Consider the following 15,878-nt stretch of genomic DNA (forward strand, 5'->3'; position numbering starts at 1 on the left):
CCGGCAGCAACCCGCTCACCCCGACCGCGACGCCCGCGTCCGCGAACGGTTGGCCTTCCTGATCGCCTCGAGCAGGTCCGCCTTCGACATCCTCGACCGGCCCTCGACACCCAGGCGCCGGGCGACGCCGTACAGGTGCTCCTTCGAGGCCTTCTCGTCGACGCCCTCGCCGCTGCGCCCGCCCCGTCCGCGGGGCCGATCCGACTGGGGGTCGGAGGGGCCCTTGCGGCCGCCCTCCTTGCGCTCCCAGTGGTCGCCCACCTTCTCGAACTTGTGCTTGAGCGCCCCGTACGCCACCCGGTGGGCCCGCTCGCCCTCGCCGTACTCCTCGACGGCGGAGTCGTGGGCCTTGATCCAGGTGCGCCGGGCCTCCTGCGGGGAGCGCTCCAGGGTCGACGGCAGTTCCTGTCGTCCCGGCATGTCCGTGCACCTCCGTGCGTCTTCGGTCGCGTCGCCCCCACCGGTCGCGGGGGCGGTCCACGGGTCCCCTGCGACCCGCCCGGAAAACGGCCCGGAGCCCCCGGTGCCGACGGGTCCGGCGGTTTGGCACCGCCGCCTGCGGCAACCCGCCCGGTGTGACATCGACGACGACTTCCCAGCAGGAACTGTTCCGCTTCCTCGAGGACCGCTTCGCGTGTGCGCAGGCGTGCACCGAGTGCGCCCGGGCCTGCGCCCTGCGGGCGAGCCTCGTGGATCCGGACGGGACCGAGAACCAGGAGCTCGTGCGGCGCAAGGGCATCATGTGCGCGGAGGTCTGCGACGCGACCTGCCGGGTGCTGTCCGAACAGAACCAGGTGGACGAGGCCGCCATCCGCGACCAGCTGGAGTGGTGCCGCCAGGTGTGCCTGGAGAGCGCCCACGTCTTCGACGGCCATCCGGGCGCCGAGGAGAGCGCGAAGGCCTGCCGCGACTGCGCCCGCGCCTGCGGAGAGTTCCTGGCCACCCTGCGCTGAGGCCTGGGAGCGGCACCCGCGCCGCGTTAGCCTGCCCGTATGGCGGCGACGCGGACCGGCGGCGATCCGGGGCTCTTCGGCCCGGACTCCGTGACCTGGCAGGCGCACGGCGATCCGATGATGTGGGTGGCCGGCGTCCGCGCCCTCTACCTCCAGGCGCTGCACCCGCGCGCCGTGCGCGGCGTGATGCAGAACAGCGACTTCCGGCGCGACGCCTGGGGCCGCCTCATGCGCACCGCGGGCTTCGTCGGCACCACCACGTACGGCACCACCGAGGCCGCCGAGCGGGCCGGCGCCCGGGTACGGAAGATCCACCGCATGCTCGGTGCCACCGACCCCGGCACGGGCGAGCGCTACGGCGTCGACGAACCCGCCCTGCTGCTGTGGGTGCACTGCGCCGAGATCGGCTCCTACCTGCACGTCCTCGGCCGCTCCGGCTTCCCGCTCACCGCCGCCCACGCCGACCGCTACCTCGCCGAACACCGGCACAGCGCCCGCCTCGTCGGCCTGGACCCCGGTTCCGTACCCGCGAACCGCGCCGAGCTGGCCGCCTACTTCGCGCGCGTCCGGCCCGAGCTGGCCGCCGGGCCCGAGGCACACGAGGTCGACGACTTCCTGCGCCGCCCGCCCACGCACCCCCTCCTGTTCCCGGCCCGCGAACTGCTGTGGCGGCGCCTCGCCCGTCTCGCGTACGACTCCCTGCCGCCGTACGCGCACGAGCTCTACGGCCGGCCGGCGCCCGCGCCCGCCACCGTCACCCGCCGGCTCCGCGCCACCGGCACCGTGCTGCGCGCGATCCCCGCCCGGCTGCGCTGGCAACTGCCGCCCAAGCACATCCTGCGGGCCATGGACCGGCTCGGCCCGGCCGCCCGCCCGGCGCCATACAAAATCGGACGACAAGCGGCCATACTGGACCCGCCAGGGGAGGGCGCGGCGGACTGAACCACGGGGGCGGCGAAGTCATGGGGGACAGCACGCTGATCCAGGGCCGGTACCGGCTGTTCGAGAGGATCGGGCGCGGCGGCATGGGCGAGGTGTGGCGGGCACGGGACGAGTCACTGGGCCGTCGCATAGCCGTCAAGTGCCTCAAACCACTCGGCACGCAGCACGACCACTCCTTCACCCGCGTCCTGCGGGAGCGGTTCCGGCGCGAGGCGCGGGTGGCCGCCGCGCTCCAGCACCGGGGGGTGACCGTCGTCCACGACTTCGGCGAGTGGGACGGCGTGCTCTTCCTGGTCATGGAGCTGCTGGAGGGGCACGACCTGAGCCGGCTCCTGGAGGACAACAAGGGCCACCCACTGCCGGTCCCCGACGTCGTCGACATCGCCGAACAGGTCGCCGCCGCGCTCGCCTACACCCACGATCAGGGCATCGTCCACCGCGACCTCAAACCCGCGAACATCGTGCGGACCGCCGACGGCACCGTGAAGATCTGCGACTTCGGCATCGCCCGGCTCGGTCACGACGCCGGGTTCACCGCCCGGCTCACCGGCACCGGCATCGCCATGGGCACCCCGCACTACATGTCGCCCGAACAGATCGGCGGCGAGGAGGTCGACCGGCGCAGCGACCTGTACTCCCTGGGCTGCGTGCTCTACGAGATCGCCACCGGCGCCCCGCCCTTCGACCTCGACGACGCCTGGGCGATCCTCGTCGGCCACCGCGACACCGAGCCCGCACCACCCCGCACCCGCCGTGCCGAACTACCCGCCTACCTGGACCGGATCATCCTGGACCTGCTGGCCAAACGGCCCGAGCAGCGTCCGGACGACGCCCGTGAACTGGCCCGCCGGATCGGTACGGGCCGGGCGGGACCTGCGCCCGTCGCTTTGCCGACGTCCCGGACGCCGGCGCGTGAGCCGGCCGGGGGCCGCCGCGCCGCACTGCCGTCCTGGACCCGCTCCATGACCACCGGCCCCAAGGCGACCGGCACCGGCCCGCGCGCCACGCCCCCGGACCCCGCGGCGGGCCTGTCCGGCGCGTGGATCCCGCGTCCCGCCCTCGGCCCGGCGGCCGATGACCGGACCGCCGAGACCTCGGCCTCCGTGAACCGTGGCGCCGGAGGGCGGACCGCCGGGGACCGGCCCGCCGGACCCGTCCCGGCCGGACGGCCGACCCCGGCGCCCGAGGCCGTCGTCAGGCTGGCGGGACGGCACAGGGCGGGGCTGAGCCTGGGCCGGCTCGGCCGCTGGGCGGAGGCGGGCGAGGTGCACCGCGCGGTCGCCGCCGAACGCGAGCGCCTGCTCGGCCCCGACCACCCCGACACGCTCGCCAGCCGTTACGAGGCCGCCTTCGTCCTCGGCCGCACCGGTCGCGCCGCCGACGCGCTGCGCGCGTACAAGGGCGTCGCCGAGGCGCGGATCCGGATGCTGGGAGCCGACCACGCCGACACCCTCGCCGTCCGCCAGGAGATGGCCTACACCCTGGGCCGGCTGGGCCGGTACGCCGACGCCCACCAGGTGTACGCGTCGGTCCTGACCGCCCGTGAACGGACGATGGGCCCCGACCATCCCGACACCCTGCGCTGCCGGCACAACCTGGCCTTCAACCTCGGGCGGCTCGGCCGTACCGAGGAAGCCCACCGGACGGCCCGCGAGGTGGCCGCGGCCCGGGCCCGCGTGCTCGGCCCCGAGCATCCCGACACCCTCGTCACCCGCTACGAGGTCGCCTACGAACTCGGGCGGCTGGGCCGCTGGCAGGACGCCCTGGCGACCTACCGCGAGGTCGCCGCCGCCCGCGCGAGAGCGCTCGGCCCGGACCATCCCGACACCCTCGCCGCCCGCTACGAGACCGGCATCGCCCTGGGCCGCCTCGGCCGCTGCGCCGAAGCGCTGACCGTGTACGCGGGGCTGATCGACGACCGGACGCGCGCCCAGGGCGGCGAGCACCCCGAGACCCTGCGCGCCCGGCACGGCCTGGGCGTCAACCTCGGCAGGCTGGGCCGCTGGGGGGAGGCCCTCGCCGAGGCCCGCGAGGTCCGCGCGATCCGTGACCGGGTCCTCGGCCCCGACCACCCGGACACCCTGGTCAGCCGCCGCGAGGTCGCCGTCGCCCTGGGCTGGCTGGGCCGCTGGTCCGCCGCCCTCACCGAGTACCGCCTGGTCGCTGCGGCCCGCGAACGCGCCCTCGGCCCCGACCACCCCGACACCCTCGTCGCCCGCGACGACGAGGCCCACTGCCTGGAACAGCTCGGCCGCGGCGCCGAGGCCACGGAGCTGTACCGCAGGGTCGCGGGACTGCGCGGCGCGGCGGCGCACTGAGGCGGAACGCCGGCCCAGGACGCCGGCCCAGGCTCCGGACGGTGACCGGCGGCGGGCTGGCCGCCCCCGACGGGCCCGTGTTACCAAGAGCCATGACGACCCCGCCCAGCACCGCGCGCACCTCCCGCAGCTACGACGCCGTCATCGTCGGCGGCGGCCACAACGGTCTGGTAGCCGCCGCCTACCTGGCCCGGGCCGGCCGGTCGGTGCTGGTGCTCGAACGGCTGGACCACACCGGCGGAGCGGCCGTGTCCACCCGTCCGTTCGCCGGGATCGACGCCCGGCTGTCGCGCTACTCCTACCTGGTCAGCCTGCTGCCCCGGAAGATCGTGCGGGACCTCGGCCTGGACTTCCGGGTGCGCACCCGTACCGTCTCCTCGTACACGCCCGTCGAGCGAGGCGGGCGGCCCACCGGGCTCCTCGTCGGCGGGGGCGAGCGGCGCACGCGCGAGTCCTTCGCCCGGCTCACCGGCTCCGACCGGGAGTACGCGGCCTGGCAGCGGTTCTACGCCATGACCGGCCACGTGGCCCAGCGGGTCTTCCCGACCCTCACCGAACCGCTGCCCACCCGGGACGAACTGCGCCGCAGGGTCGACGACGACGCGGCCTGGCGGGCCCTGTTCGAGGAACCGGTCGGCGTCGCGATCGAGGAGCACTTCGCCGACGACCTGGTCCGGGGCGTCGCCCTCACCGACGCACTGATCGGCACCTTCGCCGACGCGCACGACCCCTCCCTGGTCCAGAACCGCTGCTTCCTCTACCACGTCATCGGCGGCGGCACCGGCACCTGGGACGTGCCGGTCGGCGGCATGGGCGCCCTCACCGACGCGCTGGCCGACGCGGCGAGGGCCGCCGGTGCCGTGCTCGCCACCGGACACGAGGCGGTACGGATCGAGGCCGACGGGCGGACGGCCGAGGTCAGCCACCGCTCCGCCGACGGCGAGCACGTGAGCGCGGCCCGCCACGTCCTGGTCAACGCCTCCCCGCGGGAGCTGGCCGCGCTCACCGGCCAGCCGCCGCCCCCGCCCGCCGAGGGCGCCCAGCTCAAGGTGAACATGCTGCTGACCCGGCTCCCGCGGCTGCGCGACCCCGAGGCCGACCCGCGCGAGGCCTTCGCCGGGACCTTCCACATCGCCGAGGGCTACGGGCAACTGGCCGCCGCGCACGCCCGGGCGGCCGCCGGTGAACTGCCCGGCGCGCCGCCTTCCGAGATCTACTGCCACTCGTTGACCGACCCGACCATCCTCGGTCCCGACCTGGCCGCGCAGGGCATGCACACCCTCACCCTGTTCGGCCTGCACACGCCCGCCCGCCTCTTCGCCCGGGACAACGACGCCGTACGCGACGAACTGCTGAAGTCGACCCTCGCCCAGCTCGACGCCCACCTCGCCGAGCCCCTCGCGCAGTGCCTGGCGACCGACGCCGACGGGCGGGCCTGCATCGAGGCCAGGTCGCCGCTCGACCTCGACCGCGACCTGCGCCTGCCCGGCGGGAACATCTTCCACCGCGAACTGTCCTGGCCCCACGCCCAGGAGGGCACCGGCCACTGGGGCGTGGAGACCGACCGGGCCAACGTCCTGCTGTGCGGCGCGGGCGCCGTGCGCGGGGGAGGGGTGAGTGGGGTGCCGGGGCACAACGCGGCGATGGCGGTGCTGGAGGGGACCGGGAGCTGACGGTCACGCGTGCATGCCCAGGACGGGGCGGGGTACCGCGACACAACGGACATTTCGCACGCCACCCCCGCGACAAGGAGCCCGTCATGGCTGACCTCAGCCCCATCGACCTGCAGAAGGCCCTCAGCGGCATGGACTACCCGGCCGACAGGAAGGCGCTCGTCGACCGCGCCCGCAGGAACAAGGCCGACGACAAGGTCGTGAGCCGTCTCGACGGACTGGAGGAGAACAGCTTCGACGGTCCGAACGAGGTGCAGAAGGCCGTCTTCAACGGCTAGCGGCCCCGCGCGGCCCGTCGCAGGCCGGTCCTAGTCGGCCGACGCCGACCAGCCCACCGCCTCGACGCGCGCCGCGTCCGCCGGGCGCGCGTCGTGGAACAGGACGTCGCCACCCGCCTCCGCGCGCACCCCGTCCACGTACGCACCGCGGCCCACGTACAGCCGGTCGGTCGTGTACCGCCAGCGCAGGGTGAGGCCGCGTGCGGCCGGGAGGCCGGCGCTCAGCCGGTGCCAGACGCGCCCCGACCAGCCGGTGGCCGAGCCCGCCGGATGCTCCCGGGGCGCCTCGCCCCGCCGGGACGTCGTGAACGGCACCGGTTGCCACGAGGTCCCGTCGTCGGTCGAGGCCTCCAGGACGAGGGCGTCCGAGCCGGGCTCGGTGTCCCACCACAGCGAGCAGCGCAGCCGCGCCCCTCCGGCCGAGGTGTCCAGCGCGGGCAGCGTCAGTGTGGCCGTGGTGGAACTCGCGGTCCCCGAGAACCAGGCGGTGCGTCCGTGCGCGGGCCGCACCGGCACCGCCCGCGCCAGGTTGGTGCCCGCCGCCACCCGGGGCGCCGATCCGGAACGCCAACTGCGGACCGGATGGACGGAGTTGCCGAGGACGACGAGGAACGAGTCGGTCGTCGGGTCCAGCACCAGCGAGGTGCCCGTGAAACCAGTGTGCCCGGCCGTGCGCGGAGTCGCCATCGCGCCCATGTACCAGTGCTGGTAGAGCTCGAAGCCCAGGCCGTGCTCGTCGCCGGGGAAATCGGTGTTGAAGTCGGTGAACATCAGCTCCACCGACTCCGGCCGCAGGATGCGGACCCGGCCGTAGGAGCCGCCGTTGAGGAGCGTACGGCCGAGGACCGCGAGGTCCCACGCGCAGGAGAACACCCCCGCGTGGCCGGCCACCCCGCCCAGGCTGAAGGCGTTCTCGTCGTGCACCTCGCCCCACACGAGGCCGCGGTCCAGGCCGGACCAGGGCAGGCGGGCGTCCTCGGTGGCCGCGATCGCCGACCGCCAGGAGGCGGGCGGGTTGTAGCGGGTGCGGGTGAGGCCGAGCGGCCGGGTGACCCCGTCGCGCAGCAGCACGTCCAGGGTGCGGCCGGTGACCTTCTCGAGCACCAGCTGGAGCGAGATCATGTTCAGGTCCGAGTACAGGTACGCCGTGCCGGGAGGGTTCACCGGCGCCTCGTCGTAGACGAGTCGGACCCTCTCCTCGTACGTGGGCGCGCTGTAGAGCGGGATCCAGGCCCGGAAGCCCGAGGTGTGGGTGAGCAGGTGACGGATCGTCACATGCTGCTTGCCCGCCCGTCCGAAGTCCGGCAGGTACGAGGCGACCGGCGCCTCCAGCTCCGGCGCGCCCCGCTCCAGTTGCTGCACGGCGAGGATCGAGGTGAACAGCTTGGAGATCGACGCGAGGTCGAACACCGTGTCCTCGGCCATCGGGATCTGCTGCCCCGCGGGGAACTCCACACCGGTGTCGGTCGTCTCGTCGTAGGCCCGGTAGCGCACCGCCATGCCGATCGGCTCGTGCAGCGCCACCGTGCCGCCCCGGCCGGCCAGCAGCACCGCCCCCGCGTACCAGGGGTGCTGGGGCGACGGCCCGAGGAACGTCTCGGCGTCGGTGACCAGCCGGCGCAGATGGCCCGGAAGCAGTCCGGCGCGCTCGGCGGACCCGTGCCGCAGAGTGGGGCGGCGGCCCCTGTCCGAGACGGCCGCGGCCGGACCCGCCGCGAACGGGGCGATGGCCAGGGCACCGCCCAGGGCCAGGGCCCCGGCGCCCAGTTGACGCCGTGTCCATCCGCTCGTCGCCTGACCCGCCATCGAAGAGCCTCCCGCCGCCGAAGCTGAAAGTATCTTTCCCGGATCGCCGTGCGGACTGAAACTTTCCTGTCAGTGTCGGGCTGTGTCAATGGGGCGTGCGCAGCACGGCGCGAGGAGCCGGCGGACCGCCGCACACGGCTTGACCCGCCCCCGCGACCGGCCGAGGATCATGTCATGACGCCCGGACACGGCAGCACGGTCGACGGGGTGCTGCGGCGCAGCGCCCGACGCACTCCGGCCCGCGTCGCGGTGGAGTACCGCGACCGCACCTGGACGTACGGGGAACTCGACACCGCGGTCTCCCGCGCGGCGAGCGTCCTGCTGGCCGAAGGGCTCTCCCCGGGCGACCGGGTCGGCGCCTACGGCCACAACTCCGACGCCTACCTGATCGCCTTCCTCGCCTGCGCCCGGGCCGGCCTGGTGCACGTCCCGGTCAACCAGAACCTCACCGGCGACGACCTCGCCTACCTCGTCACCCAGTCCGGCAGCGCACTCGTCCTCACCGACCCCGGCCTCGCCGCCGGGCTCCCCGGCGGCACCCGCACCCTGCCGCTGCGCGACGCCGACGACTCGCTCCTCGCCCGCCTCGGGTCGGCGCCCCCGTACGACGGACCCGAACCGGCCGCCGAGGCCCTGGTGCAGCTCCTGTACACCTCCGGCACCACCGCACTGCCCAAGGGCGCGATGATGACCCACCGCGCGCTCGTGCACGAGTACCTGAGCGCCATCACCGCCCTCGATCTCCGTGCCGGCGACCGCCCCGTGCACGCGCTCCCGCTCTACCACTCGGCGCAGACCCACGTGTTCCTGCTGCCCTACCTCGCGGTCGGCGCGACCAACATCGTCCTGGACGCACCGGACGGCGACCGGCTGTTCGACCTGATCGAGGCCGGCCGCGTCGACAGCGTGTTCGCCCCGCCCACCGTGTGGATCGGCCTCGCCAACCGCGCCGACTTCGCCACCCGGGACCTCGACGGCCTGCGCAAGGCCTACTACGGTGCGTCGATCATGCCGGTGCCCGTCCTGGAGAGGCTGCGCGCACGCCTCCCGCACCTCGCCTTCTACAACTGCTTCGGCCAGAGCGAGATCGGCCCCCTGGCCACCGTCCTGGGCCCCGACGAGCACGAGGGCCGGATGGACTCCTGCGGCCGCCCCGTCCTGTTCGTCGACGCCCGCGTGGTCGACGAGGACGGCAAGGACGTTCCCGACGGCACACCCGGCGAAGTCGTCTACCGCTCCCCGCAGTTGTGCGAGGGGTACTGGGACAGGCCCGAGGAGACCGAGGCCGCCTTCCGCGACGGCTGGTTCCGCTCCGGCGACCTCGCCGTACGGGACGCCGACGGCTACTACACGATCGTCGACCGGGTGAAGGACGTCATCAACTCCGGCGGCGTGCTGGTCGCCTCCCGACAGGTCGAGGACGCCCTCTACACGCACGACGCCGTCGCCGAGGTGGCGGTGGTCGGCCTGCCCGACGAACGGTGGATCGAGGCCGTCACCGCCTTCGTCGTCCCGCGCGGCGAGGTCACCGAGGACGAACTGATCGCCCACGCCCGCGAGAAACTCACCGCCTTCAAGGCACCCAAGCGCGTCCGGTTCGTGACCGCCCTGCCGCGCAACGCCAGCGGCAAGATCCTCAAGCGCGAGCTGCGGGACCGCTTCGCCGGTTCCTGACGCCGCGACGGCCTGTCGGCGGTCGGACCGGATCGCTAGGCTGGCCGCGGACGACGACACCGGGAGGAGCACGGACGTGGCCGAGAGCACCACCCACCAGCGCCCGCTCATGGGCTGGGACAAGCCGGAGCTGGATCTCAGCAACGCGCAGTGGCAGTCCAGCAGCCGAGGCCTGGGGGATGTCCAGATCGCCTTCGTCGAGGGGTTCATCGCCATGCGCAACAGCGGCAGCCCGGAAAGCCCCTCCCTGATCTTCACCCCGGCCGAATGGGGGGCGTTCGTGTCCGGAGCACGAGAAGGGGAGTTCGACCTCACCTAGGACGACCGCGGGGCATCGCGGGGCGACCGCGGGTGCGCCGACCGGCCGAACCGGGGTGTTCGGTTCGCCGCCGGGGGGGAAGTCCGTACTCCGGAGGTGAGGACCCATGAGCACCCTGCCGGTCATCGCGGCGGTCGACGGTTCGGACGACGGCCTGCGCGCCCTGGACTGGGCGCTCGACGCCGCCCACCGGCGCGAGGCACCCCTGCGGGTGGTGCACGTGCGCCAGTACGCCGCCTGGGCCCAGACCGACGTCCTGGTCGCGGGCCCGCCGGACACCGCCGAGGACCCGGCGCTGGAACAGGCCCGCGCGCACCTTCAGGGGCGGGCCTACGCGGTGCCGACGGAGTACGTCGGCATGGAGGGCGTACCGGGCGCCCTGCTGCCGGAACTGGGCGCCGACGCCCAGCTGCTGGTGCTCGGCTCCCGGGGCCGGGGCGGCTTCACCGGCCTGCTGCTCGGCTCCAACGGCATGGCCGCCGCCCGCGACGCCGAGTGCCCCGTCGTCGTGGTGCCCCGTCCCGGGCGCGAGGTCCACGGCGAGGCACCGGAGGAACCCGGGCCCCGGGTGGTGGTCGGCCTGCACGTGGACAGCCCCGACGAAGCCACCCTGTCCTTCGCCTTCACCGAGGCCGAGCTGCGCGGCGCCCGCCTTCAGGTGGTCGCCGCCTACCCGTGGCCGGTGCAGACCTGGGCCGCCGCCGGTCAGATCGTGCCCCCGGTGATCGACGAAGTGTCCCTGGAGAGTGAGACCCGGGTCCTCGCCGACGGCTTCCTCGCCCCCTACCGCGAACGCCACCCCGACGTCCGGGCCGACCCGTACGTCGCGCCGGGCGACGCCGCCGGACACCTGGTCGCGTCCTCCCGGGACGCCGACCTGGTCGTCGTCGGCCGCCACCGGCGGCGCCTGCTGGCCCCGGCCCGCATGATGGGCTCGGTCACCCACGCCGTCCTGCTGCACGCGGCTTCCCCGGTCGCCGTCGTGCCCCCGGAGCCGCCGGAGGAGTGACGGCGCCGGCAGGTGGGCCGTCCGGCGCCTCGTGTGCCCGCCCGTACCCTTCGCCCTCGCGCGCTCGGCGGCTCGACGCGGCGACCCGTCCGCGGCTCTTCCGGGGCGTCCGCCCGGCCCTCACACGGTCCCGCCTGCCTATCATCGGGTCCATGCAGGACTCGCCCAGCGCGGACACCCGGATCGCGCTCGACCTCGCGCTGACCGTCCGGCACGACGGACACGGCTCGGTCGCCGACGACCTCGCCGACGTGGCCGGACTCACCGCCTGGGCCGGGAACCACCCCGGGATCGTGCCGGACGGCGAGGGCTTCGCCGCCGACGCGTCCACCCTGGCCGCCGTACGGGACGTACGGGCCGCCGCCCGCTCCCTCTTCGCCCGCGCCGTGCTCCCCGCCGAGCCCAGCCCCGCCGACGCCGGCCGGCTGCTGCCCGTGCCGGAGGCCCTCGGCCGGCTCAACGAGGCGGCCGCCCGTACCCCGACGGTCCCCGTGCTGGCCTGGGGCGACGCCGCCGCCCCCGTCGTGCGCTCGGTACCCGCGCAGGGCACCCGGACCGACCTCGCCGCCGTCCTCGCACAGGCCGTGATCGGCTTCCTCGCCGGCCCCGACCGGCAGCGGCTGCGCGCCTGCCACGCGCCGCGCTGCGTGCGCTACTTCCTCAAGGAGCACCCGCGTCAGGAGTGGTGCAAGCCCTCCTGCGGCAACCGGGCGCGGGTGGCCCGCCACCAGGAGCGGCACCGCCGGACCGGGTAGCCCGGCCGGCGTCCGCCCGCACGTCGTTCACCCGGCCCGGCCACGTACCATGGCGGCATGTCGTTCCTCCGCCGCCGCAGCGCCACGCCCGCCGGGCCCGACTTCGACGTACTGGCCATGGACCCGGGCGACTGGCCCGGAAACCTCGGCGCCGGCCTGCTGCCCGCGCCCGACGGCAGCTGTCAGGGCGTCTTCCTGCGCTACGACCTGTTCGGCGGCCGCGGCCCCGCGATGATCATCGGCAATCTACCGGACGGCTCCCCGGCCCGCGAGGTCCCCGAGGGTGAGATCCCCTTCGAGGTGGCCCAGCTGCTGCTCGCCCTGGAGAACGACGAGGAGATCACCGTCGTCGGCGCCGAGGACGTCCCCGTGATGCAGGGCGACAACCTGCTGATCGTGCGCCGCCTCAAGCTCTCCGAGAGCCGGATCTCCTGCGTGCAGTTCGACCGCAGCGACGGCGTCCTGGTGACCATCGCCGCCTGGGACCGCCCCATCACCGACGACCTGTACGCCCTGCTGAAGCCGCTCCCGGCGGAGCTTTTCCAGCAGGGCTGAGGCCGGCCGTCAGCGAGCGGCCGAGACCGTCACGTCGGCGGCGCGCACGTACGCCACCCGGTGGCCGTACTGGATCTCGTAGTACTGGTCCTTGCCGGTCACCACCCGGTGGGACGCCTCGTCGAAGGTGACCGCGTAGTAGTACTCGCCCGGCGCCTTCTCACCCGCCACGTACTTCTGCCCCGCGGGCAGGGTGTAGGGCAGTGGCGACACCGCCTGGGCGGGCACGTCCGCCGGGTAGGCGGCCTTCTCCGGATACGCGCGCCCGTACACCGGGACGCTCGTGAGGCCCTTCCTCGGCGTGATCACGCGTCCCGACGCGGGGAGCGCCGCCGGGCTCTTCCGCGGGTTGTGGAACCAGGCCTTCTGGCCCAGGTACCAGATGGCCGTCCACTCGCCCCACCGGTCCGCCACCGCGTACTGCTGGCCCGTGGAGGCCCGCGAGGACAGGTCGTTCACCCCCGTCGTGGGGGTGGTGCCGAGGCCGATGTCCTTGATCAGGGGCGCGTTCACGTCGTGGTCGGAGTACAGGCGCACCTCGCTGGACCCGTGGGCGGCGCACGGCTCGCCCGCCGTCTCACAGCCGGTGTACCCGGGACGGTTGGCGTCGTAGTCCGGGCGGATCGTCACCAGGGAGGAGTTCTTGCCGGCGGTCGGCTCGAAGGGGCGGCCGAGCAGCTGGAAGTAGTGCCGCCAGTCCCAGTAGGGCCCCGGGTCGGTGTGCATGCCCGGGATCGTCGCCGTGGTGGTGCCGGGCACGTTGTCGTGGCCGAGGACGTGCTGCCGGTCCAGCGGGATGTCGTACTTGTTCGCCAGGTACTTCACCAGCCGCGCCGACGACCGGTACATCGCCTCCGTGTACCAGGCGTCCGGCTCCGCCAGGAAGCCCTCGTGCTCCAGGCCGATCGACTTGGCGTTGACGTACCAGTTGCCCGCGTGCCAGGCCACGTCCTTCGCCCTCACGTGCTGGGCGACGTGGCCGTCGGTGGAGCGCAGCGTGAAGTTCCAGGACACGTAGGTGGGGTCCTGGACCATGTTGAGGACGCCGTTCCAGGTGCCCTCCGTGTCGTGCACGACGATGTACCGGATGCGCTGGGCGGCGGGCCGGTCGCCCAGGTCGTGGTTGCCGTAGTCGCCATCGCCGAACTCCTCGTACGGCGCCGGGATCCACTCGCAGGACACCGACCTGGGGCACTCCGTGCCGGCGGCGGACGCCGTGCGCAGGCCCGCGCCGTCCAGCTGGGAGGTGTCCGGTGCCACGTCGGGGCGGGCGGCCAGCGTGACCTGCTGGCCGGCGTCCGTGGTACGCCGCTCACCCGTGCGGATGACCTCGTACACGTCGTTCGCGTACGCCGCCGCCGTCGCGGAGTCCTCCGCGCCCGAGAAGCGGGCCACCGCCCCGTACCAGTCCGCCGGGTCGGAACTGAGCGGCTCGCCCAGTTCGCGCTGTGCGGCGGCGAGCAGCGCGGCGCCGCCGGACACGTTCGCGGCCGGGTCGGTGCGCAGCGCCTCGGGGCTCAGCCCGGTCAGTCCGGCGGCCTTCGGCAGCGTGGTCAGCCGGGCCGGCAGGTCGGTGGACGACGGGGCGGCGGCGTCCGCCGGGTGCAGCGGGGCGCGCGTGTCGTCGCCGCGCGGGTCCTCCGAGCCCTCGCCGTGGTGGGACCGGGGCGCCTCGGCCAGTGCCGTGCGGGCGTCGGTGAGGTGCAGCGGGCCGTAGCCGCCGGTCACGCTCGGCGCGCCGTCGTGCGCGTCCCAGCGGGACTGGAGATAGGAGACGCCGAGCAGGACGCTCTGCGGCACGTGGTACTCGGCCGCCGCGGTGGCGAACGCCCGCTGGAGGCGGTCCGGCCCGGGCGGCGCGTCCGGGGGCGCGGCGGCGGCCGGTGCCGCGCCGAGCAGCGGCAGCAGCAACGCCGCGGTGGCCAGGGCGGGCACGACGGGGGATCCTCGCAAAACGGCCTCCTGTGACGGTCGGGCGTGGCGGGACGTGCGGGGCCGGGCGTGGGTCAGTGGTACCCGGCGGTCCGACGATCCGTCAATCATGCCGTCACAGTGGCGATTTCCCACGTCAGCGAGGGGTGTGGCGAGTTTCGCGGCGGCGGCCCACGGGCCTGCGCGGCGTCAGTGGCTCACACCAATGGCTCCCGGCGGACCGGTCCGCGAGAAAACGAAAACCGCGGTGCGCCCCACTTGCGAGGGGCGCACCGCGGACCGTCGTCGTCCTCGCGTGGCTGTTGTCAGCGCGTGCCGACCGCCGCCCGCACGGCCCGCCGGGCCAGCTGGCAGTCGTCGTGCAGCCGGCGCAGCAGCAACCGCTGCTCCTCGCCGGTCGGCGCGGCACCCGGATGGGTCGGCGCCGGCGTCGCCGCGACCGTGTCGTGCATCGAACGCTGCACGGCCGTCTCGTACGTACGGATCTCCCTGGTCAGGACGAGCATCAGGTTCACCAGGAACGCGTCGCGCGCCGCCGTGCCGCTCGACTGGGCGATCTGGCTGATCTGCCGGCGGGCCGCCGGGGCGTCGCCGAGGACGGCCCACAGCGTCGCCAGGTCGTAGCCCGGCAGGTACCAGCCCGCGTGCTCCCAGTCCACCAGCACCGGACCGGCCGGGGACATGAGGACGTTGGAGAGCAGCGCGTCACCGTGACAGAACTGGCCCATGCCCTGGCGTCCGCCCGCGTGGGCGATGCCGTGCAGCAGCTTCTGCAGATCGCCCAGGTCCCGGTCGGTGAGCAGCCCCAGCTCGTGGTAGCGGGAGATCCGGGCCGCGTAGTCGAGCGGGGCGTCGAAGGTGCCGGCCGGCGGCCGCCACGCGTTCAGCCGGCAGACCGCTCCGATCGCCGCCCTGATGTCGGCCCGGGGCGGCGCCTCCAAGGGGTGGCGCTGCAGGGCCGCCACCCGCCCGGGCATCCGCTCGATCACCAGTGTGCCGTTGTCCGGATCCGCCGCGATCAGCCTCGGCACCCGCACCGGAGGGCGCTGCCGGACGAACGAGCGGTATGCCCCTATCTCGTGCCGGCTGCGCTCCGCCCACGCGGGGGAGTGGTCCACTAAACACTTGGCCACCGCCGTGCTGCGTCCGGTCGTGCCGACCAGGAGCACGGACCGCCCGCTGCGGCGCAGCACCTGCACGGGGGAGAACTCCGGGCAGATCCGGTGCACGGCCGCGATCGCCGTGCGCAGTTGGGCCCCCTGGGGGCCGGACAGGTCGATTCTTCCGCTGAGCGGCTGTGTGCCGGGCCCCGCGCCGAGCCGCGCCCTGCCGGCCCCGAGCACCGGGGCCGCCGGACGAGCGGGGGCGAGATAGGGGCCGCCGCCCGCCGTCGGACGGGGGTGCAGCGAGCGCTGCGGGGCGGACACGGAGGACGATGCTGCGTACATGGGCGAGACAGATCCCTTCGTGTGCCTGCTGTGCCTGCCTGAAGAGCGGTGCCCGACCGACCCGTTCGGTGCCGGGGCACGCCTTCCGAAAGCCGTCGCGCCGCCCGACCGGCCGCCCGGGGCCACCCTGGGGAGTGTCCCCGCGGCGACCGGGTCGGGGTGGCGCATTCCTACCTGACACCCGGCTGCCCGTGGCACACCATCTGGCGCACCCTG

14 protein-coding genes are annotated in these 15,878 nt (G+C 74.5%); 10 read left to right on the forward strand and 4 right to left on the reverse strand.

All coding sequences use genetic code 11. The features are described from left to right. Window positions 1–15: 15 nt before the first annotated feature. Window positions 16–420, reverse strand: coding sequence for a ChaB family protein (locus AB0P07_RS05770; RefSeq protein WP_365545588.1), 405 nt, complete (start codon window positions 418–420; stop codon window positions 16–18). A 155-nt stretch (window positions 421–575) separates the two neighbouring features. Between AB0P07_RS05770 and AB0P07_RS05775 the strand changes: the two genes are divergently transcribed. The 5 genes from AB0P07_RS05775 to AB0P07_RS05795 all read left to right on the forward strand — a co-directional run bounded on the left by AB0P07_RS05775 (window position 576) and on the right by AB0P07_RS05795 (window position 6,164). Next, a complete protein-coding gene (locus AB0P07_RS05775) occupies window positions 576–953 on the forward strand; it encodes a four-helix bundle copper-binding protein (RefSeq protein WP_164413903.1) in 378 nt (125 codons plus the stop codon). A gap of 39 nt (window positions 954–992) precedes the next feature. Beyond that, complete coding sequence (locus tag AB0P07_RS05780) at window positions 993–1,895, forward strand: oxygenase MpaB family protein (RefSeq protein ID WP_365545592.1); 903 nt, start codon at window positions 993–995, stop codon at window positions 1,893–1,895. Between the two features lie 20 nt (window positions 1,896–1,915). Next, a complete protein-coding gene (locus AB0P07_RS05785; RefSeq protein ID WP_365545595.1) occupies window positions 1,916–4,213 on the forward strand; it encodes a tetratricopeptide repeat protein in 2,298 nt (765 codons plus the stop codon). Between the two features lie 92 nt (window positions 4,214–4,305). Further along, complete coding sequence (locus tag AB0P07_RS05790; protein ID WP_365545598.1) at window positions 4,306–5,886, forward strand: NAD(P)/FAD-dependent oxidoreductase; 1,581 nt, start codon at window positions 4,306–4,308, stop codon at window positions 5,884–5,886. Window positions 5,887–5,972: 86 nt separating this feature from the next. Then, window positions 5,973–6,164 (forward strand): DUF2795 domain-containing protein, encoded by a 192-nt coding sequence (locus AB0P07_RS05795; protein ID WP_365545601.1) that lies wholly within the window; start codon window positions 5,973–5,975, stop codon window positions 6,162–6,164. Between the two features lie 30 nt (window positions 6,165–6,194). Here AB0P07_RS05795 and AB0P07_RS05800 read toward each other — a convergent pair whose 3' ends face one another. Next, on the reverse strand, window positions 6,195–7,970 hold the full coding sequence (locus AB0P07_RS05800) for a serine hydrolase (protein ID WP_365545604.1): 1,776 nt from the start codon (window positions 7,968–7,970) through the stop codon (window positions 6,195–6,197). Window positions 7,971–8,144: 174 nt separating this feature from the next. Here AB0P07_RS05800 and AB0P07_RS05805 point away from each other — a divergent pair, with 174 nt between their 5' ends. The 5 genes from AB0P07_RS05805 to AB0P07_RS05825 all read left to right on the forward strand — a co-directional run bounded on the left by AB0P07_RS05805 (window position 8,145) and on the right by AB0P07_RS05825 (window position 12,282). Further along, complete coding sequence (locus tag AB0P07_RS05805) at window positions 8,145–9,644, forward strand: acyl-CoA synthetase (protein ID WP_365545607.1); 1,500 nt, start codon at window positions 8,145–8,147, stop codon at window positions 9,642–9,644. 76 nt (window positions 9,645–9,720) lie between these two features. Beyond that, the gene (locus AB0P07_RS05810) at window positions 9,721–9,963 is read left to right on the forward strand and encodes a DUF397 domain-containing protein (protein WP_043377340.1); all 243 of its coding nucleotides are present in this window, start codon (window positions 9,721–9,723) and stop codon (window positions 9,961–9,963) included. Window positions 9,964–10,069: 106 nt separating this feature from the next. Then, window positions 10,070–10,972, forward strand: a complete 903-nt coding sequence (locus AB0P07_RS05815; RefSeq protein ID WP_365545611.1) for a universal stress protein — start codon at window positions 10,070–10,072, stop codon at window positions 10,970–10,972. A gap of 152 nt (window positions 10,973–11,124) precedes the next feature. Then, the gene (locus AB0P07_RS05820; protein WP_365545613.1) at window positions 11,125–11,727 is read left to right on the forward strand and encodes a CGNR zinc finger domain-containing protein; all 603 of its coding nucleotides are present in this window, start codon (window positions 11,125–11,127) and stop codon (window positions 11,725–11,727) included. A gap of 57 nt (window positions 11,728–11,784) precedes the next feature. Next, window positions 11,785–12,282, forward strand: a complete 498-nt coding sequence (locus AB0P07_RS05825) for a hypothetical protein (protein WP_003971896.1) — start codon at window positions 11,785–11,787, stop codon at window positions 12,280–12,282. A 9-nt stretch (window positions 12,283–12,291) separates the two neighbouring features. Here AB0P07_RS05825 and AB0P07_RS05830 read toward each other — a convergent pair whose 3' ends face one another. Then, on the reverse strand, window positions 12,292–14,217 hold the full coding sequence (locus AB0P07_RS05830; protein ID WP_365545880.1) for an N-acetylmuramoyl-L-alanine amidase: 1,926 nt from the start codon (window positions 14,215–14,217) through the stop codon (window positions 12,292–12,294). Between the two features lie 302 nt (window positions 14,218–14,519). Next, a complete protein-coding gene (locus tag AB0P07_RS05835) occupies window positions 14,520–15,662 on the reverse strand; it encodes an aminoglycoside phosphotransferase family protein (RefSeq protein WP_365545616.1) in 1,143 nt (380 codons plus the stop codon). Window positions 15,663–15,878: the final 216 nt, after the last annotated feature.

Source organism: Streptomyces sp. NPDC085944 (assembly GCF_040686295.1).
GTDB classification, from domain to species: domain Bacteria; phylum Actinomycetota; class Actinomycetes; order Streptomycetales; family Streptomycetaceae; genus Streptomyces; species Streptomyces salinarius.

Coding starts and splice junctions, on each gene's coding strand:
- AB0P07_RS05770 (WP_365545588.1), bottom strand. CDS start 420: ATGCCGGGACGACAGGAACTGCCGTCGACCCTGGAGCGCTCCCCGCAG.
- AB0P07_RS05780 (WP_365545592.1), top strand. CDS start 993: ATGGCGGCGACGCGGACCGGCGGCGATCCGGGGCTCTTCGGCCCGGAC.
- AB0P07_RS05785 (WP_365545595.1), top strand. CDS start 1,916: ATGGGGGACAGCACGCTGATCCAGGGCCGGTACCGGCTGTTCGAGAGG.
- AB0P07_RS05790 (WP_365545598.1), top strand. CDS start 4,306: ATGACGACCCCGCCCAGCACCGCGCGCACCTCCCGCAGCTACGACGCC.
- AB0P07_RS05795 (WP_365545601.1), top strand. CDS start 5,973: ATGGCTGACCTCAGCCCCATCGACCTGCAGAAGGCCCTCAGCGGCATG.
- AB0P07_RS05800 (WP_365545604.1), bottom strand. CDS start 7,970: ATGGCGGGTCAGGCGACGAGCGGATGGACACGGCGTCAACTGGGCGCC.
- AB0P07_RS05805 (WP_365545607.1), top strand. CDS start 8,145: ATGACGCCCGGACACGGCAGCACGGTCGACGGGGTGCTGCGGCGCAGC.
- AB0P07_RS05815 (WP_365545611.1), top strand. CDS start 10,070: ATGAGCACCCTGCCGGTCATCGCGGCGGTCGACGGTTCGGACGACGGC.
- AB0P07_RS05820 (WP_365545613.1), top strand. CDS start 11,125: ATGCAGGACTCGCCCAGCGCGGACACCCGGATCGCGCTCGACCTCGCG.
- AB0P07_RS05825 (WP_003971896.1), top strand. CDS start 11,785: ATGTCGTTCCTCCGCCGCCGCAGCGCCACGCCCGCCGGGCCCGACTTC.
- AB0P07_RS05835 (WP_365545616.1), bottom strand. CDS start 15,662: ATGTACGCAGCATCGTCCTCCGTGTCCGCCCCGCAGCGCTCGCTGCAC.